The 18,759-nt window shown below is 66.9% G+C and carries 16 protein-coding genes; 9 read left to right on the forward strand and 7 right to left on the reverse strand.

The window, feature by feature from the left end; genetic code table 11:
• Nucleotides 1-101: 101 nt before the first annotated feature.
• The 3 genes from purM to QMF22_RS06935 are packed head-to-tail and all read right to left on the reverse strand — an operon-like array spanning nucleotide 102 to nucleotide 3,223.
• Nucleotides 102-1,205 (reverse strand): phosphoribosylformylglycinamidine cyclo-ligase, encoded by a 1,104-nt coding sequence (purM, locus tag QMF22_RS06925; RefSeq protein ID WP_283451741.1) that lies wholly within the window; start codon nucleotides 1,203-1,205, stop codon nucleotides 102-104.
• On the reverse strand, nucleotides 1,202-2,791 hold the full coding sequence (gene purF, locus QMF22_RS06930; protein ID WP_283451744.1) for an amidophosphoribosyltransferase: 1,590 nt from the start codon (nucleotides 2,789-2,791) through the stop codon (nucleotides 1,202-1,204). The genes purM and purF overlap by 4 nt, the downstream gene beginning before the upstream one ends.
• A gap of 12 nt (nucleotides 2,792-2,803) precedes the next feature.
• Nucleotides 2,804-3,223, reverse strand: a complete 420-nt coding sequence (locus QMF22_RS06935; protein WP_283451746.1) for an MFS transporter — start codon at nucleotides 3,221-3,223, stop codon at nucleotides 2,804-2,806.
• A 38-nt stretch (nucleotides 3,224-3,261) separates the two neighbouring features.
• Between QMF22_RS06935 and QMF22_RS06940 the strand changes: the two genes are divergently transcribed.
• Complete coding sequence (locus tag QMF22_RS06940) at nucleotides 3,262-4,179, forward strand: ribokinase (RefSeq protein WP_283451748.1); 918 nt, start codon at nucleotides 3,262-3,264, stop codon at nucleotides 4,177-4,179.
• 17 nt (nucleotides 4,180-4,196) lie between these two features.
• On the opposite strand, the gene QMF22_RS06945 is transcribed toward QMF22_RS06940, so the two are convergent.
• Nucleotides 4,197-8,774, reverse strand: a complete 4,578-nt coding sequence (locus QMF22_RS06945; protein ID WP_283451750.1) for a lamin tail domain-containing protein — start codon at nucleotides 8,772-8,774, stop codon at nucleotides 4,197-4,199.
• 154 nt (nucleotides 8,775-8,928) lie between these two features.
• The gene (locus QMF22_RS06950) at nucleotides 8,929-9,288 is read right to left on the reverse strand and encodes a sterol carrier family protein (protein WP_283451751.1); all 360 of its coding nucleotides are present in this window, start codon (nucleotides 9,286-9,288) and stop codon (nucleotides 8,929-8,931) included.
• Nucleotides 9,289-9,340: 52 nt separating this feature from the next.
• Between QMF22_RS06950 and purD the strand changes: the two genes are divergently transcribed.
• The 3 genes from purD (at nucleotide 9,341) to QMF22_RS06965 (ending at nucleotide 12,576) form a co-directional block, all read left to right on the forward strand.
• Nucleotides 9,341-10,606 (forward strand): phosphoribosylamine--glycine ligase, encoded by a 1,266-nt coding sequence (gene purD, locus QMF22_RS06955; protein ID WP_283451753.1) that lies wholly within the window; start codon nucleotides 9,341-9,343, stop codon nucleotides 10,604-10,606.
• Nucleotides 10,606-11,577, forward strand: coding sequence for a phosphoribosylaminoimidazolesuccinocarboxamide synthase (locus QMF22_RS06960; RefSeq protein ID WP_502846915.1), 972 nt, complete (start codon nucleotides 10,606-10,608; stop codon nucleotides 11,575-11,577). Before purD ends, QMF22_RS06960 begins: the two co-directional genes overlap by 1 nt.
• Before the next feature lie 168 nt (nucleotides 11,578-11,745).
• Nucleotides 11,746-12,576, forward strand: a complete 831-nt coding sequence (locus tag QMF22_RS06965; RefSeq protein WP_283452622.1) for a VOC family protein — start codon at nucleotides 11,746-11,748, stop codon at nucleotides 12,574-12,576.
• A gap of 3 nt (nucleotides 12,577-12,579) precedes the next feature.
• Here QMF22_RS06965 and QMF22_RS06970 read toward each other — a convergent pair whose 3' ends face one another.
• Complete coding sequence (locus QMF22_RS06970; protein ID WP_283451757.1) at nucleotides 12,580-13,299, reverse strand: TetR/AcrR family transcriptional regulator; 720 nt, start codon at nucleotides 13,297-13,299, stop codon at nucleotides 12,580-12,582.
• A gap of 96 nt (nucleotides 13,300-13,395) precedes the next feature.
• Here QMF22_RS06970 and kynA point away from each other — a divergent pair, with 96 nt between their 5' ends.
• From kynA to purQ, 5 genes are all read left to right on the forward strand, one after another.
• Nucleotides 13,396-14,250, forward strand: coding sequence for a tryptophan 2,3-dioxygenase (gene kynA / locus QMF22_RS06975; protein WP_283451759.1), 855 nt, complete (start codon nucleotides 13,396-13,398; stop codon nucleotides 14,248-14,250).
• Nucleotides 14,247-15,146 (forward strand): amidohydrolase family protein, encoded by a 900-nt coding sequence (locus tag QMF22_RS06980; RefSeq protein ID WP_283451761.1) that lies wholly within the window; start codon nucleotides 14,247-14,249, stop codon nucleotides 15,144-15,146. The genes kynA and QMF22_RS06980 overlap by 4 nt, the downstream gene beginning before the upstream one ends.
• The gene (locus tag QMF22_RS06985) at nucleotides 15,143-16,435 is read left to right on the forward strand and encodes a kynureninase (protein ID WP_283451763.1); all 1,293 of its coding nucleotides are present in this window, start codon (nucleotides 15,143-15,145) and stop codon (nucleotides 16,433-16,435) included. The genes QMF22_RS06980 and QMF22_RS06985 overlap by 4 nt, the downstream gene beginning before the upstream one ends.
• A gap of 86 nt (nucleotides 16,436-16,521) precedes the next feature.
• Nucleotides 16,522-16,806 carry a phosphoribosylformylglycinamidine synthase subunit PurS gene (locus tag QMF22_RS06990; RefSeq protein WP_283451765.1) on the forward strand — a complete coding sequence of 95 codons (285 nt, stop codon included), beginning with the start codon at nucleotides 16,522-16,524 and terminating at the stop codon, nucleotides 16,804-16,806.
• The gene (gene purQ, locus QMF22_RS06995; RefSeq protein WP_283451766.1) at nucleotides 16,806-17,504 is read left to right on the forward strand and encodes a phosphoribosylformylglycinamidine synthase subunit PurQ; all 699 of its coding nucleotides are present in this window, start codon (nucleotides 16,806-16,808) and stop codon (nucleotides 17,502-17,504) included. The genes QMF22_RS06990 and purQ overlap by 1 nt, the downstream gene beginning before the upstream one ends.
• Here purQ and QMF22_RS07000 read toward each other — a convergent pair.
• Nucleotides 17,491-18,759: an RNA polymerase sigma factor gene (locus QMF22_RS07000; protein WP_283451768.1), complete on the reverse strand. Its 1,269-nt coding sequence runs from the start codon at nucleotides 18,757-18,759 to the stop codon at nucleotides 17,491-17,493. The two genes, purQ and QMF22_RS07000, sit on opposite strands and share 14 nt — an antisense overlap.

Raw genomic sequence — 18,759 nt, forward strand, 5'->3', positions numbered from 1 at the left:
GTGCGCCAACCGGCCGCGCGAGGCTGGCGGTCGGGGCTGTGCCTGAGCCCTGACTCGTGCGCTCCCACCACCGGCGGCGCTGAGAGCCGATCGGGTCGGGCTCAGCTCGCGTAGGACCCGACCAGACGCACAGCGCCACCGTTGACGCCCTTGGCGCCCTGCTCAAATTTGGTCAGGTCGTGAGCGGCGCGCGAAACCCGGCCGGTGACCCAGGCGGGAATGCCGCTCGTGGCCAGCCGGGCGATGACCGACGAAGCGGATGCCGCATCCACGACCGCAAACATGCCCACTCCAAGGTTCCAGGTTCCCTCCGCGCTTTCCAGCGTGGAGCCGGCCATGTCACCGAGCACCCGGAACACCGGGGCCGGGGACCAGGTGGAGCGGTCGACCTCGACCCAGGAGCCGACGGGCAGCACGCGGGCGAGGTTCGCCGCGATACCGCCGCCGGTGACGTGACTGAGCGAGTGGATAGCGCCGGCCAGCTCTGGATCGTTGATCACGTCGAGCAGCGGCCCGGTGTACAGGCGGGTCGGCTCGAGCAGAACCTCACCGACCACACCGCCGAGTTCGGCTGACGTGTCGGTATAGCCGATGCCGCGCTGCGCCAGAATATGGCGCACGAGCGAATAGCCGTTGGAGTGCAGGCCGCTCGACGCCAGCGCGATGACGACGTCGCCGGACACGACCTTGTCGGCGCCGAGCACCTGGTCGGCTTCGACCACGCCGGTGGCCGCGCCGGCCACGTCGTAGTCGTCCTGGCCGAGCAGGCCGGGGTGTTCGGCGGTTTCGCCGCCGACGAGGGCGGTTCCGGTCTCGGAACAGGCGCGGGCGATGCCGGCCACGATCGAGGCGATGCGCTCGGGGACGACCTTGCCGCAGGCGATGTAGTCGGTCATGAACAGCGGGCGTGCTCCGACAACGATGATGTCGTCGACGACCATGCCGACGAGGTCTTGACCGATGGTGTCGTGCTTGTCGATGGCCTGGGCGATGGCGACCTTGGTGCCGACGCCGTCCGTTGACGTGGCCAGCAGGGGCTGCCGAAACTTGGTGAGGAACGACACGTCGAACAGCCCGGCGAAACCGCCGACACCGCCCCAGACCTCGGGGCCGTGCGTCTTAGAGACGGCCGACTTCATGAGCTCGACCGCGAGGTCACCGGCCCTGGTGTCGACTCCGGCTGCTGCATATGAGGAGTTGCTCATTCTGGTCTTCCTGGGTCACCGAACGGCACCTGGCCCAGGCGGGCGAGGGCTTCTTCTTTGCGTGCGGCGGGTGCCAGCACGGCTTCCAGGTCGGAATCCGGACCGGGGTCGCATCCGTTTGCCGCTGCCGGTCGCTCCAACAGGTTCTTGCCGAGGTGCTGCGCTTCGGGCAGCGCGATCGGGTAGACGCCGGTGAAACAGGCGGTGCAGAGGCGTTCGCGCGGCTGCTCGGTAGCTGCGATCATGCCGTCCTCGGAGAGGTAGCCGAGGCTGTCGGCGCCGATCGACTGGCGCACCTCGTCGATCTCGAGGCCGGTCGCAATGAGTTCGGCACGGCTGGCGAAGTCGATTCCGTAGAAACACGGCCAGGTGATCGGCGGGCTCGAGATGCGCACGTGCACCTCGGCGGCGCCGGCCTCCCGCAGCATGCTGACGAGGGCGCGCTGCGTGTTTCCGCGCACGATCGAGTCGTCGACGACGATGAGACGCTTGCCCTTGATCACGTTCTTGAGCGGGTTCAGTTTCAAGCGGATGCCGCGCTGCCGGATGGTCTGCGACGGCGCGATGAAGGTACGCCCGACGTAGGAGTTCTTGACGAGGCCCTGGCCGAACGGAATGCCCGATGCCTGCGCGTAGCCGATGGCTGCCGGGGTGCCGGATTCCGGGGTGGGGATGACGAGGTCGGCCTCGACCGGGTACTCGGCGGCGAGCTTGCGGCCCATCTCGACCCGCGCCTCGTGCACACCGCGACCGGCGATGGTGGTGTCGGGGCGGGCGAGATAGACGTATTCGAAGACGCAGCCCTTGGGGTCGGCCTGCGCAAAGCGCTGCGTGCGCAGCCCGTTCTCGTCGATGGTGATGAGCTCACCCGGTTCAACCTCGCGCACGAAGCTCGCACCGACGATGTCGAGGGCTGCGGTCTCGGAGGCGACGACCCAGCCGCGTTCCAGGCGGCCCAGCACCAGCGGCCTGACACCCTGGGGGTCGCGAGCCGCATAGAGGGTGGTTTCGTCCATGAAGACGAGGCAGTAGGCGCCTCGGAGCCGCGGCAGCACCTCGAGCGCTGTGGCTTCGAGGGTGTGGTCGAGGTCGCCGGTGAGCAGCGCGGTGACCACGGCAGTGTCGGTGGTGTTGCCGCGAGCGAGTTCACCGTCAACCTGCGGGTAGCGTTCGTGCACGAGCTGCAGCAGCTCGGCAGTGTTGGTGAGGTTGCCGTTGTGGCCGAGGGCCACCGTTCCGCTCGCGGTACGGCCGAGCGTGGGCTGGGCGTTCTGCCAACTCGACGATCCGGTCGTGGAATAGCGGGTGTGCCCGACGGCGATGTGCCCCAGCAGGGTGCTCAGCGAAGCCTCATTGAAGACCTGCGAGACGAGTCCCATGTCTTTGTAGATGAGGATCTTGGTGCCGTCGCTCGTGGCGATTCCGGCTGATTCCTGGCCGCGGTGTTGCAGCGCATAGAGACCGAAGTAGCTGAGTTTCGCTACCTCTTCGCCGGGAGCCCACACTCCGAAGACACCACAAGCATCTTGTGGGCCCTTCTCATTGGGAAGAAGATCGTGATTTAACAGTCCGTCGCCACCGGGCAAGCCGCAGCCTCTTTACTTCTCGTTGAACGCTTGGAAATCATCGTTGGGGGTGCCGGAGCCAGGCTCAGCGGCACGATCGTTGGTGCTGTGTTCGTTCGCGCCCAGTCTATCGGCGACCACCGTCATGCGCGATCGACCCACAACACGGTCGATTATTAGCGCCACAGCGGCACCGAGGGTTGTACCGATGGCCAGGCCGCCGAGCAGCAGAAAGCCGAAAATCTGTACCCGGTCGTACTCATCATTCTCCGGAAAGGAGACCGTGAGAATGAGGGCGAGCAGCACGCCGACGACCGCTCCGAGGAGCATGAAGTTGCGGTAGCGCGGGGCCCGGTGCACCGTCACGGTCGCCTCAGCCAGCACGGTCTCGCCGTTATTCTCGGTCGACGGGTCTTGGGGTTGTTCAGCGCTGGGCTGCTCAGAAGCACTCACCCACTCATTGTCCCATGGGCAGATGCAAGACTGGCTCTATGAACACGATTGCAGTACTAGGAAGCGCCAACATGGATCTCGTCGTGCGCCAGGCGCGCCTCCCCCAGCCCGGCGAGACGATGTTCGGGGCCGGTTTCACGACGGTTCCGGGCGGTAAGGGGCTCAACCAGGCGGTCGCCGCCGCCCGCTTGGGAGCGGATGTGACTTTTCTGGGAGCGGTGGGAGCGGATACCTACGGAACGCAGCTGCGCGCGCTGCTGGTGAGCGAGGGCATCCGTTCTACCGAACTCGCCTCAGCGGATGCCCCCACCGGCACCGCCCACATCTCCGTCGTGGACAGTGGTGAGAATTCGATCGTCGTGGTGTCGGGCGCCAATGCCACGGTCATGACCCTGAGCGTGGAACAGCGCGCGATCGTGGCCGACTCGGCATTTCTCGTCCTGCAGTGCGAGCTGCCGGTGCCTGTGCTCGTCGAGGGGATCCGGGTTGCCCGCGCGGCCGGGGTGTTCACCGTGCTGACCCCCGCGCCGGTGGTACCGCTGCCCGCCGGATTTCTCGCCTCGGTCGACCTGGTCGTGCCGAACCAGGGCGAAGCCGCGGAGCTCACCGGCGAGAGCGACCCGGTGCGTGCCGCCGAGGTGCTGAGCGCCGGGCAGACCTGGGCGATCGTGACTCTGGGCTCGGAAGGGTCGGTCGTGGCCTACGACGGCGACGCACTCGGGCTCGCGCCGGCCCGGCCGGTGACGGCCGTCGATACGACGGCGGCCGGCGACACCTTCGTCGGCGCCCTCGTGGCACGCCTGGCCGCCGGGTACGTGCGCGGCACCGCCGTGACCCCGGACGACATGATCGAGGCCGTGCGGTACGCGACGGTGGCGTCGTCGATCGCGGTGACCCGCGCCGGAGCCACCACCTCGATGCCCACGAGCGCCGAGGTGGAGGCGATTCTGAGTTAGCTCGCTCTGGCTGCCGGTCAGTGTCGGGCGCGGAACGCGCGCAGGGTTACCAGGGCGATTGCTGCCGCAGCTACTGCGCCGAGCAGGATCAGCGCCAGGGTCAAGATGTTGAACGGGACGACGTCGTCAACGGCGGTCACCTCACCGACGGCACCGACATCGTCCGTCGAGCTCTCGCTCGGGGTGTCGGCGCCGCGGCCGGCCTGCGGGACGGCGGCAGCGGCATCCGTTGCGGCGGCGGCTATCTCTGCCGTGAGTGCCGCGCTCGCGTTGTCAGCGAGGGACTGCGAAGCGCTCGACAGCACGAACGGAGTCACAACCGGAGCTTCGGGAGACTCGTGGGCCGAAGGAACGGGTGCCGCGGGTGGTGCCGCTGTCTCGGGCACCACAACCGGCGCGGCAACGGTCAGGCGGCGAACCTCGGAGTAGGCGGTGGCTCCATAGGGGTCTTCGGAGTAGGCGTACCAGCCGTGGGTACCGATTCCGGGGTTCCAGCTCGCGGTGACCGCAGTGCCGCTTGCCACGGCCTCAAACGTGGCAATGGCGGAATTCGTCAGGATGTCGACGGCGAAGGCATCCGTTGCCAGGGTCTTCTGTTGGGATTTCATGCCGAATGCCGCGTAAGGAACGGTGAATTCCTGATGTTCCAGGTCCAGGGTGGGGTCCTCGGAGTTATAGGTGTCGAGATAGGGCGAGTAGGTGCGCACGCTGATCTGCTCGGTGGCATTGTCGAAGTGCAGCAGTCGCAGGAAGGACTGACCGCCCTCGGGCAGCCCCTGATAGTCGAACAACATCTGGTAGACCGAGCGATCGGGAGTGCCGTCCTTGTCGTCATCGAACTGATCGATGCGGGTGAACGCGTCGTGATAGTGGCCGGAGAAGACCATTGCCACGTTGGGATTGGTCGCCACGACTTCGTCGTGGATGCGCTGGGGCACCGCGCCGAGACCACCCGTGGTGAGCATGTATTCGTGCAGGTTGAGGATGGCCGTGCGCTCGGGATACTGGGCGAGCACCTCGTTGAGCCAGGCGATACCCTCATCGCTCGGGGCCCAGCCGAGGTAGAGCATTATGAAGTCGACGCCGCCGGCCGTGACCAGGTCGTAGTGACCCCGGTTGTCCTGAAAACTCGCGCCGTACCAAGGGTTTGCACTGTACCGGTCCGCCCCGAAATTGGCGCTGAAAGCGGTGTAGTCGGCGTCTTTATGCCCCACGTCGTGGTTGCCGGCCAGCACACCGTAGGGCAGCTGGGCGTCGTCGAGCATGCTGTAGGCCTGATTAGCGTTGGTCCACTGGTGTTCATCGGCCGAGTTGTCGACGATATCGCCGGTGTGGAACACGTACTGCAGGTTCACGGCCGACCGCTGCGTGAGCAGGTAATCGTGGATATCGAGCTGACGCTGGAAATACGTGTCGTTGTAGTACTGGGTGTCGGTTTCAACGGCGAGCGTGAAGTCGTAGTCGGATCGAGGGGTGTCGTTGGCGTTGTTGACGGGCAGGGTGCTTGACCGGTCCGATAGGTCTGCGCCAGCAAAGCCTTCCGAGTGCTGGATCAGCACGGTGATCACCTGGTCCTGCACGTGATCAGTGGCCGGCACCATGGCATCGAGGGTGAAATCAGTCGCACCCTCCCCCATGGTGATCTGCCGGTCGAACTCTTCCCAGACGCCCGTCGTCACGTTCTGCACGTAGAGCAACACCTTGGCATCGGCATTCGCGCTCCCGTCCCAGCGGACCCGGGCGGTGAAGTCTGTCCCGGAATCCTCCGGAACGTCGACCTCGAACAACTGGTACGGAAACTGGGTGTCTGAGGCGACGGGCTCGGCCGCGCCGTCGAGGCGGGCCATGGCCGTGACCTGGTCCCCGGTGAGCAGCGTCTTGATGGTGCGATCGGTACCGTTCGCGATGGCCGTCGTGCCCGAGTAGCCGCGCACGGTGCTGTCGGCAGCGGATGCCACGAATCCCCGCCGAAAAGTGACGTCCAGCTGGTCCCCGGTCGGGTCGGTCGCCCGAGCGGTGAGGTCGAGGGCTCCGTCGTCGAGTACGGCACCGTCGAGCGGTGTGATCAGCTCATTACCGGGCTCTTCCACCGGGGTGGAGAACACCGTGCTGAGTTCGCCAACGTTCCCCACCTGGTCGCGAGCCGAGAGCAGGAGCGTGTGCTCACCGTCGGTGAGCTTGATCGACGAGGTTGCGTAGGGCAGCTCGATGGGGCGCCCGTCGAGGGTTGCGACGAGGGTGTCGAAGCCGGCGCCGGCATCCGTTGCCGCCCCGTCGAGCATGAACTCACCCTGGTAGAGCTGGCCAGCGACCGCAGAGGTCGTGACCGTGGGAGCGGTGTTGTCAACCGTGACCGTTCGGGTGACCGAGTCGACGCCATTGCTCGCACCGACGGTGTGCGCGCCATCGGCGACCGCTGTGGTATCCCAGGCATGGGCGGCGGCCATGTAGGCGTCATCGGGGATGGTGAAGCTTGCATCGTGGAAATCCAGTTTGCCCGCGCTGTCACCCATGCTGAGCACGAGGGAGGGATCACTGTATCCGGTCGGCTGCAGGCTGCGTCCGTCGGGCAGAACCAGGCGGAGGTTGCGAATTTGAAAGTCATCGTTGTTCTCGTTCGGGTTGATCTCCGGGGCAACTTTCGACCCGGCCCAGACGCTGACCACGATGTCTTCACCCTGCGTCACGTAACTCAGCGGCACGGGAGTGGCAATGGTGTCCCAGCCTTCCGGGATGCCGTCATCGAAGATTCGCAGGATGTCGGTTCCCACGAGGACGCCGTTCTGGAAGAAGGTGTTAACCGCGGTGACCTCGAACACGAACTGCGGTGCGAACTCCAGCTCCGGGTTGGTGGCGACGACCTGATCGTCGATGCTCAGCGTTGTTCCGTCGGTACTGCTATCCCCGGCAGCCGAAAGGATGGTGCTGCCGGCCACGAACTGACCGTCGGTGACGTTGAGGCGCACCGGCGAGTTATCCACACCCGTGAGGTCGACCCGAACGATCGCGGTACTCGACTCGTTGCTGGCGTCGCGGGCAGTGAAGTAGTACTCGTACCAGCGCTTCCCGGTGAGGTCGACCCGTTGCAGGTCGTACTGGTAACCGTCGGCGCCGTCCGTGGACAGGTTTGTGGTCAGGTATTCAGCGTCGATATTGCTTTTGAGGTGCAGCAAGACGGTGCGGGCCTGCACGTCGTCGGTTACGGTGGCCGATACGGTGAAGTTTTGCGCCGGGTCAATGGCCCCGAGGGTGTGATCCACGATCACCGGAACGGTCGAGTCAGCGACGATGGTTTTGAGATCGCTGGCCACCTGAGCGGAGTAGATAGACCCGGGCGTGGCCGCTACCCGACCGAGGTTGAGCTGCCGACCCGGCATCGTGGCGTCGTTGCCGTACTGGATGCCCATGTTCGGGTCGACGTCGTCGACGCTGGCGAGGTTGTAATAGGCCGTATTGACGCTGAAACCGGTATTAGTCAGAATCTCCAGGCCGCGCGCAGAGCCGTTGGCCATTCCACCGGCAAACACCTCGATCAGGTCGGTGCCGAGCGTGAGGGTCGATCCAAAATTGGCGTTGAATTCGGTGGAACCGAGGGTGTCGTTCTGGCCGTTCTTTATCCAGAAGACCACGGTACTGCCCGGGTCGATCACAACGTCCGTCGGCGTGCTCGGCCAGCGCACCGTAGAACTATTCGTGAGGTCGGCTAGCGGGTAAAGATAGTTGAGGGTGTAATCGCCGAAGTTGATCGGATTAGCGGTGGAGTTGTACACCTCGATGAATTCGTAGCCATCAGCCGAGCCCACGTTGGTGGTGTCGGGGGTGATCTCGGTGATCTGCAGGGGGGCGGTGTCGGCGCTGGCGGGCGCAGACGGCGTCGCGGTCGGTGTCGGTGTGGCCGTCGGTGTCGGGGATGCTGTGGGGGTCGGCGTCGCTGCCGGTGCCGGGTCACCCGGGGTGGGGACTCCGAGCGATTGAACCAGTTCCTGCGACGGCGACTCGGTCGTTGCCGGTGCGCCGAAGTGGGCGCTCTGGTCGACGGCAACGGAGCCGGCGGGGTAGACCGCCCAGCTGATCGACGCGTTGGCGCCGTCGACGATGCGGATTCCGCGACCGCCGCCGTTGGCCATGCCGGCCTGCCCGGTCACCCGCACCACCGGATAGGCATCGGTGGAGCTGGTTGCGGTGGCGAAGTGCGCGCGGAAGTCGGCTTCGGTGAAGACCGACGTATCGACGTTTCCGCTGGTGTAGTCCAGCCAGAACACCGTGCTTGCGCCGGCCGGGATGGCCGTACCAGCTGGTATCACGAAGGGCACATCCTTGCTGCGGTCGTCCGAGTCCGCATAGATGTAGCTCAGTCCGATGCCGGCTTCACTGAAGTCAATGTCGACCGCGGTCGTGTTGGTCACCTCGAAGAACTCGAAGTTGTCGTAGCCGACGTTGTCCGGGGTAATTTCAGTGACGAGAAGCGGTGGAACTGGCGCGTCGGCCGCTGCAGCTGACAGTCCCGGCGTGAGCGCTCCAGGGCCACCGCCGATCAGCAGCACCAGGCCGACGGCAATCAGCGACGGACGAAATGGACGAGTCGATCTGGGCACGGAGCAGCCTTTGTTTCATGGGGGCGGTCCCCTGAAGCTAGGGGCGGCACCCATCCCGCGGATGTCTTCCACATGAACAGACGGGGCCGCGAGAGCGCAATAATTGCCCGATTGGATGCCTTAAACGGGCACTTTTTGCGCTCTCGCGGGCTGGTTAGAGCAGCGGGAGGTGACCGTGAAGGGTGGCTCGGGCCCCGGAAGCGTGGATGGCGCCTGTTGCGACGCCATCGGCCCAGGAGATAGCGCCGGTAGCGAGCGCCAGCCAGGTGGCGGCATCCGTTTCGATGACGTTGGGCGGAGTTCCGCGAGTGTGGCGGGGGCCGGCGACGCACTGCACGGCGCCGAACGGCGGCACCCGCACCTCGAGGGTGTTGCCCTCGGCCTGTTCGGCCAGCAGCTGCAGGGTGTACCGCACGGCCTGGGCACGGATATCCCGGCTCGCGTTCGAGCCCTCGGCGAGCGCGGCCCGCACGGCCGCCCGGCCTGTCCCGTCGTCGATGCGTGCTCGTGCCATGGCTCCAGTCTGCCGGATCAGGCGGGCCCGAGGCATCGGGTAGCCTGAAATGGTGAAAATTCTGGTCCTTGGTTCCGGTGCCCGCGAGCACGCCATCATCACCGCGCTGATTCGTGAGCAGCCGCGGCCGACCGTTGAGTGCGCCCCCGGCAACGCCGGGATCGCCGCTGAGGTACCGTCCGTCAACCTTGACCCGAACGACCCGGTTGCCGTGACCGACTATGCAGTACTGCACAGCATCGAGCTCGTCGTGATCGGGCCGGAAGCCCCACTCGTGGCTGGTGTCGCCGACGCCTTGCGCGCACGCGGCATCGCCGTATTCGGGCCCGACCAAGCCGCCGCTGCCCTCGAGGGCAGCAAGACCTTCGCCAAGCGCATCATGGACGAGGCGGGCGTTCCCACCGGCCGTGCAGTGCGCGCCGGCACCCTCGCCGAGGCCGAATCCGCCCTCGACGAGTTCGGCGCCCCCTACGTCGTGAAGGCCGACGGCCTCGCCGCCGGCAAGGGCGTGCTCGTCACGTCTGACCGCCCAGCCGCCATCGCGCACGCGACCTACTGGCTCGAACACGGCGGTGTGCTCATCGAAGAGTTTCTCGACGGTCAGGAGATCTCATTGTTCCTGCTCAGCGACGGCCAGAACGTGCTGGCGCTCTCCCCCGCCCAGGACTACAAGCGAGCACTCGACGCAGACGCCGGCCCCAACACGGGCGGCATGGGCGCCTACTCGCCACTGCCCTGGCTCGACGCCGAGTTCGGCAGTGAAAACGCGTTCGTCGACGAGATCATCGACACCGTCGCGCTGCCAACCGTGCGCCAGCTCGCGACCGAGGGAACCCCGTTCGTCGGGCTGCTCTACTGCGGGCTCATTCTGACGGATGCCGGCATTCGTGTGATCGAATTCAACGCACGGTTCGGGGACCCCGAGACGCAGGTCGTTCTGCCGCGCCTGGTGACGCCGCTGTCGAGCCTGCTGCTGGCCGCCGCGACCGGCGCGCTCGGCGGGCACCCCCGGCCTGAATTCTCGTCCGACGTCGCCGTCACCGTCGTACTGGCGAGCGAGAACTACCCGCAGGAACCGCTGGTCGGGCGCGAGATCACCGGCCTCGATGCCGCCCTGGCCGTGGAGGGCGTCACGATCGCCCACGCGGCGACCCGGCTCGACGGCGACACACTGGTCTCCACCGGCGGACGGGTGCTCAGCGTCGTCGCCGTCGGCGCCACCTTCGCCGAGGCCCGCGCCCGCGCCTACGAGGCTCTCGGCCACGTATCGCTCGCCGGCGCCCACTTTCGCACCGACATCGCCGCCCGTGTGGCGTGATGCGGGAGAATGAACGGGTGAGCCAATCTGAGCACGTGTCCCCCGCATCCGCTGTCGCCGCGCTTGAGGGGTGGACCAGTGTCTACTCGGGCAAGGTGCGCGACCTATACATTGAAACAAGTCTGACAGCGGATGCCGCCCCCTCCCTCGCCACCGCGGCCCGCGTGCTCGTGGTGGCCAGCGACCGGGTGAGCGCGTTCGACCACGTGCTCGAGCCCGGAATTCCGGGCAAGGGAGAGCTGCTCACGACACTGAGCCTGTGGTGGTTCGACCGGTTGACCGGAGTGCCGAACCATCTCGTCGCCGACCACGAACAGGTCGGCAACGCCGTGCGCGAGCTCATCCCGGCGAGCGTCGCCGGCCGGGCGATGCTCTGCCGAACCCTCGACATGTACCCGATCGAGTGTGTCGTACGCGGCTACCTCACCGGCAGTGGCTGGAAGGAATACCTCGAAACCCAGTCGGTGTGCGGCATATCGCTGCCGGCTGGACTGCAGAACGGCGACCGCCTGCCCGAACCCATCTATACCCCGGCCTGGAAGGCCCCGATGGGCCAGCACGACGAGAACATCTCGTTCGAGCGCACCGTCGAACTCGTCGGGCCCACCATTGCGGCCGAACTGCGCGACCTCTCGCTGGCCCTGTTTCGGGCCGCCGGAACGATCGCCGAGAAGGCCGGCGTCATTCTCGCCGACACCAAGTTCGAGTTCGGTGCCGACCGACACTCCGGCGTGACCGTACTCGCCGATGAGGTGCTCACGAGCGATTCGAGCCGCTATTGGGATGCCGCAGCCTGGCGAACCGGCACCACCCCGGAGACCCGGATGGCGAGCTTCGACAAGCAGATCGTGCGCAACTGGCTCTCCGCGAACTGGGACGGCGCCGGCATGCCGCCCGAGCTGCCGGCCGAGATCGTGGAGCAGACCGCGGCCCGCTATCGCGAACTGCTTGAACGCCTAACCGGCGCTTGAGCACACAGCGACACAACAACACCGCGACGCAACAACCGCGGCAGGCCTTCCCACGACGGGCAAACGGGGGTGACGCAACCCGGCGGATCGCGGAATAGCCGGGGCGGCGCATCTGTTGTGCCTGCTGTGACCCTAACCGCGAAAGATCTGCTGGCCGCCGACACCGGAATGGGGGCGGTGACCCTGCGCGTGGGCAACCTCGACGCCATGATCGCATATTACCGCGACATCGTGACGCTGGAGCGGCAAAGCCATGACGGCCCGGTAGCGGTACTCGGGCGCGGCCAGACCCCGCTCGTGCTTCTGCAGCACGCCCCCGAGCTCAAGGCCGCTGAAGCACGCTCGGCCGGTCTCTATCACACGGCGATTCTGTTCGACACGCAGGCTGACCTCGCCGCCGCCGTGTACTCGATCGGCACAAAAGCCCCCGGAACGTTCACCGGCAGTGCCGATCACCTGGTCAGCCAGGCTTTCTACTTCACCGACCCCGAGGGGAACGGCATCGAGCTGTACTGGGACCGCGACCGCACCCTGTGGAGTTGGGCCCCCGGCCAGGTCGAAATGGCCTCGCTCTACCTCGACCCGAACGCATTCATTTCCGAGCACATGTCCGCTGAACCGAGCGAGGGACACGCCATCGTCGGCCATATTCACCTCTCGGTGGGCGACGTCGCCAGCGCCCGCGAGTTCTACGTGAATCGGCTCGGCTTTGCGGCGACCGCGAACTTCGGGCCGTCAGCGCTGTTCGTCTCGGCCGGTGGCTACCACCACCACATGGCCATGAACACCTGGGAGAGCTCGGGCAGCGGCAAGCGCCGCCTGGCCCTCGGCCTCGGCGAAGTCAGCATCATCGTGCCCAGCACCGACGACGTGAGCGCTCTGGGCGAGCGGATGGCCCACTACAGGGTCGACACCACTCACGACGGCCAGACCCTCGCCTTCGAGGACCCGTGGGCCAACCGCATCCGAGTGAGCGCAGCCGACGCACCGACCGTCTAACCCTCACCGGGCGGCGCGGGCCGCCCGGCGAGTCAGGCCGTGCACGGTGGCCTGGTAGTCCTTCACGTTGAGCGGGCGGCCGGGCAGCTTGGCCCGCGGCGCGTCGGGGGCGCGTAGGCCGTCGAGCACGATCGAGAGCTGACGGCGCCACTGGCCGGCGTAACCGTCGCCGAGGCCGCCGAGCGACCCGACCATGGTGACGAGTACGGCGAGGTCGACCGCGTCGACGTCCCGGCGCAGGGTGCCGTCCTTCTTGGCGCGGGCCACCAGGCTCGCGATGAAGCCGTCGAACTCGGCAGCGGGCCTAGCTGACGGGTCGAGCTGCGCCATGCGGCGCAGGATCGGCGGCAGCGACGGGTCAGCGACGAGCCATTCGGCGACCCGTTCGGTGTACACGACGAGCGCTTCCCACGGGGTGGGGGCAGCCTCAATCTCACCGCGCACCGCGTGCAGTTCCGCCAAAGCCAGATCGTACAGCGCCCGAACCAGGTCATCCCGCGTCGAAAAATTGCGGTACAGGGTCGCCGCGCCCACCTCGGCCTGACGCGCGATCTCCTCGAGCGAGGCGTCGATCCCGTACTGGGCAAATTGAGCGCGAGCCGACACAACGAGGCGGTCCCGATTCAGCCGGGCATCGCGGCGGCGGGGCGCAAGCGCTGCGGTTCGCTCGGGTACAGACGGGGCTGGCACGCCATCCTGGGGCTTTCGGGTCGGCGGGGTCATGCGCTCCAGTCTAGAACTTTGACCTGCACGGTTCGCTGTGGTGTTGCGCCGACAGCCGCAACCTGCGCACAATTTGAACAAGCCGAACGGAACCCGATGACTCTCAAGAACAACACCCGTGACTTCGACCCCGAGATCGTCACCGATTTTCGAGAGAAGATGAGCTACGGGGCGTACCTCAACCTACCGACCCTGTTCGACTCCCAGAAGCCGGTCAGCGTACCGGAACACCACGATGAGCTGCTCTTCATCATTCAGCACCAGACCACCGAGCTCTGGCTCAAGCTCGTGCTGCACGAACTGCAGGCTGCCATCGAGGCGCTCCGGCAGGACCAGCTCGCACCGGCTCTCAAGGGCATCGCCCGGGTCAAGCACATTCAGCGCACCCTGACGGAGCAGTGGTCGGTACTCGCGACCCTCACGCCCACCGAATACGCCCAGTTTCGGCATTTTCTCGGAAACTCCAGCGGCTTTCAGTCATACCAGTATCGCGCGGTCGAGTTCGCGCTCGGTAACAAGAACCGTCGCATGCTGTCCGTCTTCGAAGCGGATGCCCCGGCCCACGCCCTGCTCACCACCACGTTCGAAGCGCCCAGCCTCTACGACGAGTTTCTGCACTACCTTCTCCGGGCCGGCTACGACATTCCCGCCGCTGTGCTCGAGCGCGACGTCACCGAGGCGTGGACCTACCACCCCGAACTCGTGCATACCTTTAGAGGAATATACGAGAACGCCTCTGAGCACTGGGCTGCCTACGAGGCCTGCGAAGAACTCGTCGACCTCGAGGACAACTTTCAGCTCTGGCGCTTTCGCCACCTCAAGACGGTGCAACGCATCATCGGAATGAAGCACGGCACCGGCGGATCCAGTGGAGCGGCCTTTCTGCAGAAGGCCCTCGAACTCACCTTCTTTCCCGAGTTGTTCGCGGTGCGCACGGAGATCGGCGCGTGACCACTCACTTTCTGGTCGGCCGAGGCACGGTACTGCCGGGCTTCCTCGACGCGCACCTGCACCTCGCCATTATCGACGGGACAGTTCTGCCGAGCGGCGGAATCGCCCGGGCCATCGACCTCGGCGGCTGGCTGCCCGACGGCCTCCGCACGTCTATGCCCGATCTGGCATACGCACACCAGTTCATCACGGCTCCCGGCGGCTACCCCAGCCGGGCCAGCTGGGCCGAGCCCGCCTGGAGCTGCGCGGTCGCCTCCACCGCGGATGCCGCCACCGCCGTCGACCTGCAGGCCGCGGCTGGGGCATCCGTTTTGAAAATCACCCTCAACTCGGTCGCCGGCCCGGTCTTCGGCGTCGAGGTCTTGGCCGCGCTCGTCGGGCGGGCACACGAACGTTCGCTGCCGGTCGTGGCGCACGCGGAGGGTGCCGGGCAGGCCGATCGCGCGTTTACGGCTGGAGTGGACGCGTTCGCGCACACCCCGTTTTCGGAGCGACTCGCCGATGATCTCGTGACCGCGATGGCCGCCCGCATGACCTGGATCAGCACCCTGGACGTTCACGGCTGGGGTCGCCCCACTGCCGCGTTCGAGATTGCCAGCGACAATCTGCGTCGGTTCCACGCGGCCGGCGGGCGGGTGTTGTACGGCACCGATCTAGGCAACGGGCCGCTGCCGCTCGGGTTGAACGCGGGTGAGATCGCGGCACTGCTCGAGGCTGGGCTGACTCCCGGCGAGGTCCTGACCGCCCTCTGCTCGCCGGCACCGCTCGGCCTGACCCTCTCCGATAGCCGGGTGACCTTCATTCCGGGCGAACGGCCGCGCGATCCCCTGGACTTCACCGACTGGCTCTGCACCGCCCGCGCCCTCACCCGCCCCGAACTCGAGGTTCTCGCATGACTCCCAGCTTCACCAGCTCAACCGGCCGGGGCGCCCACCTCGCCTTCGCGCGCCGGATGGACCGCATCGATGGCCTCGCGCACTACCGCGCCCGGTTTCTCGGCACCGACGCTGACCCCGCGACGGCCAACCCGCGCGCCTACCTCGACGGCAATTCGCTCGGCCGCCCACTGCGGGCCAGCGCCGAACGCATCGCCGACTTTCTCGTCAAGGACTGGGGCACCCGGCTCATTCGCGGCTGGGACGAGCAGTGGATGGAGCTGCCCCTGCAGATTGGCGACGACCTCGGCCGCACCTGCCTCGGTGCCGCGGCCGGCCAGGTCTTCGTCGGCGACTCCACCACCGTGCTGCTCTACAAACTGGCCCGCGCCGCCGTGGATTCGCGGCCGCGCCGCACCGAGATTGTGGTCGACAGCGACAACTTTCCCACCGATCGGTACATTCTGGAGGGCATTGCGCGCGAGCGCGGCCTGACCCTGCGCTGGATCGAATCCGATACCGAGGGCGGAGTGACCGCCGATCAGGTGCGCAGCGTGGTCGGCCCGCAAACCTCGCTCGTGCTCCTCAGCCACGTGGCCTACCGTTCCGGCTACCTCGCCGACATGCAGGCCATCACCGCCGTCGCCCACGAACACGACGCCCTCGTGCTCTGGGACCTCAGCCACTCCGTCGGGTCGGTTCCGGTCGAGCTGGATGCCTGCGATGTCGACCTCGCGGTCGGCTGCTCCTACAAATACCTGAGCGGCGGGCCGGGCGCGCCGGCGTTCGGCTATGTGAAGAGTGATCTGCAGGACGTGCTGACCCAGCCGATCCAGGGCTGGATGGGTGCGCAGGCCATCTTCGAGATGGGGCCAGGATATGTGCCGGCCACCGGCATCCGTCGGTTTATGAGCGGCACTCCCGCAGTCGTGGGCATGCTCGCCATGCAGAACACGATCGCCATGCTCGATGAGGCCACGATCGGGTCGGTGCGCGCCAAATCGGTCGCGCTGACCGAGTTCGCCATCACCCTCGTCGATGAGTGGCTGGCCCCGATGGGCGTCACCGTGGCCTCGCCACGCGAGCAGACGCATCGCGGCGGTCACGTGACCATCAACCATCCGCTCATGCGCCAGGTCACAAAAATTCTGTGGGACAACGATGTCATTCCCGATTTTCGCAGCCCCAACGGCCTGCGACTCGGCCTCGCGCCGCTCAGCACCAGCTTCGTCGAAACCTACGACGGAGTGGCCGCCGTGCGCGACGTGCTGCGCGGCATCCTGCTCGGCCAGAAGGGCATCTCGGAGTGACACGCGCCGAGCCGCCCGAGTCGCGGCCTGTAGAATTACAGAGATTTGCCACGACTATTAGCCCCAGACTGTATGCGGAGTGCCCAGTGCCAACGATCGTCGTCGAAGTAATGCCCAAGGCTGAGTTGCTTGACCCCCAGGGCAAGGCCGTCGCCGGCGCCCTCGGTCGCCTCGGTCAGACCCAGTCAGCGCTGGCCAATGTCACCGGCGTGCGCGTCGGCAAGCGCTTCGAGATTTCCATTGACGGCGAAGCGGATGCCGCTACCCTCGCGGCTGTGCGCGAGCTTGCCGACACCGTGCTGTCGAACTCTGTGATCGAGGATGTCGTCGGCATCCACGTGCAGAACGCGCCCTCGGCAGCGGTCGTCTGATGCGCATCGGCGTCGTCACCTTTCCCGGCTCGCTCGATGATCGTGACGCTGCGCGCGCGATCCGCCTGGCCGGCGCCGACGCGGTAGCCCTCTGGCACGGCGACCACGACCTGCACGGGGTCGACGCCCTGGTGCTGCCGGGCGGTTTCAGCTACGGCGATTACCTACGCGCCGGCGCCATCGCAAGCCTCTCGCCGATCATGACCGAGGTCATCGACGCGGCGAACAAGGGCATGCCCGTGCTCGGCATCTGCAACGGATTCCAGATGCTCACCGAGGCCCACCTGCTCGACGGTGGACTCATTCGCAACGACAAGGGCCGCTTCATCTGCCGCGACCAGGGGCTGCGCATCGAGAACAACGCGAGCGACTGGACAGCCGGATTTTCGGCCAACGCCGAGATCGTCATCCCGCTGAAGAACGGCGAAGGTTCGTTCATGGCCAGCGCCGAGACCCTCACTGCCCTTGAGGGTGAGGGCCGCATCGTGGCCCGTTATATCGGCGGCAACCCGAACGGCTCGCTGAACGACATCGCCGGCGTCACCAACGCCCGCGGCAACGTCGTCGGACTCATGCCGCACCCCGAGCACGCCGTCGAGGCCGGTTTCGGCCCCGACACCGACACCGCCATGGCGAGCGGCGTCGACGGGCTCGTTTTCTTCACCTCGGTCATCACCCAGGCGCTCATCGCCCGGTAACCGTTTCCCCGTAGCGGCGTGCCAGCAGCCGCCGCTGCGCTTCACTCTTGGTCAGGGTGCACGCTCGCTTCGCGGCAGCGGATGCGTCGCCCGACCGTCCCAGGCGCCGCAACAGTTCCGCGCGGCTCGCGTGCCACCAGAAGTACTCCTCGAGGCCTTCGAGCGCCTCGACCTCGGCGAGGGCAACTGCCGGCTCCCCGCTCTCCGCGACTGCCGCGGCCCGGTTGAGCAGTACCACCGGGCTCGGGTCCAGCAGCACGAGCACGTCGTACCAGGCGACGACGGCGCGCCAGTCGGTGGCGGCGGCATCCGCTGCGATGGCGTGGCAGGCCGCGATAGCGGCGACCACCGCGAACCGCTCCGGCACGACGCTGCTGAGGCGAATCGCCTCGGCAGCCCGCGATACGCCCTCGGCGGCGAGCGCTCGGTCCCAGCGCGAGCGATCCTGGTCGCCGAGCAGCACGATGTCACCGGCATCGTCGAAGCGGGCCTCGCGGCGAGAATGCTGCAGCAGCATCGCGGCCAGCAACCCCTCGAGCACGGCCTCGCCCGGCAGTAGCGCCACGAGCAGGCGGCCCAGCCGAATGGCCTCCTCACAGGGCTGGCGCCGCTCGTGCAGCCCATTCGAGCGCGAGGCGTACCCCTCGGTGAACAGGAGGAAAACCGTCGTGGCGACCGCGCGCATCCGCTCGGGCAGGTCGGCCGTGTCGGGCACCCGGTAGCGGATGCCGGCAGCCGCGATCTTGCCGCGGGCCCGGGTGAGACGTTTGGCCATGGTCGGCTCGGGAATGAGCAGCAGCCCGGCGACCTCGGCGACGGTGAGGCCACAGAGCACGCGCAGGCTCAGCGCAACCTGCGCCTCCGCGGCGAGAGCGGGGTGGCAGCAGGTGAAGATGAGGCGCAATTGGTCGTCGCGCAGCACGCCGATCGGAAAGTCGTCGGGGGCTCGTTGCAGTGCCAGCGTGATCGCCTCCCTCTCCTTGCCGGGCCGGATAGCCTCCCGTCGCAGCTCGTCGATGGCCCGCCGTTTCGCGGCAACGATCAGCCAGGCGCGCGGGTTAGGCGGCAGGCCGGTACGCGGCCAGGTGCGCAGGGCGATGATCGATGCCTCCTGCACGGCGTCTTCGGCGAGATCCAGGTTGCCGGTGAGCCGGGTGAGCGAAGCGAGCACCTGACGCCGCTCACGCCGCAGCACCTCGGCGAGCACTGTCGGCTCACCGAGGTGTAGGACGGGTGCGTTCCCGACGTCGCTCAC

The sequence above is a fragment of the Cryobacterium sp. PH31-L1 genome, from assembly GCF_030063145.1.
Classification (GTDB): domain Bacteria; phylum Actinomycetota; class Actinomycetes; order Actinomycetales; family Microbacteriaceae; genus Cryobacterium.

What these genes read in the sequence shown, in the direction of transcription:
- purQ (WP_283451766.1), top strand. Translation starts at nt 16,806, where the DNA reads ATGCGCATCGGCGTCGTCACCTTTCCCGGCTCGCTCGATGATCGTGAC.
- QMF22_RS06970 (WP_283451757.1), bottom strand. Translation starts at nt 13,299, where the DNA reads ATGACCCCGCCGACCCGAAAGCCCCAGGATGGCGTGCCAGCCCCGTCT.
- kynA (WP_283451759.1), top strand. Translation starts at nt 13,396, where the DNA reads ATGACTCTCAAGAACAACACCCGTGACTTCGACCCCGAGATCGTCACC.
- QMF22_RS06940 (WP_283451748.1), top strand. Translation starts at nt 3,262, where the DNA reads ATGAACACGATTGCAGTACTAGGAAGCGCCAACATGGATCTCGTCGTG.
- purM (WP_283451741.1), bottom strand. Translation starts at nt 1,205, where the DNA reads ATGAGCAACTCCTCATATGCAGCAGCCGGAGTCGACACCAGGGCCGGT.
- QMF22_RS06965 (WP_283452622.1), top strand. Translation starts at nt 11,746, where the DNA reads ATGGGGGCGGTGACCCTGCGCGTGGGCAACCTCGACGCCATGATCGCA.
- QMF22_RS06960 (WP_502846915.1), top strand. Translation starts at nt 10,606, where the DNA reads ATGCGGGAGAATGAACGGGTGAGCCAATCTGAGCACGTGTCCCCCGCA.
- QMF22_RS06950 (WP_283451751.1), bottom strand. Translation starts at nt 9,288, where the DNA reads ATGGCACGAGCACGCATCGACGACGGGACAGGCCGGGCGGCCGTGCGG.
- QMF22_RS06985 (WP_283451763.1), top strand. Translation starts at nt 15,143, where the DNA reads ATGACTCCCAGCTTCACCAGCTCAACCGGCCGGGGCGCCCACCTCGCC.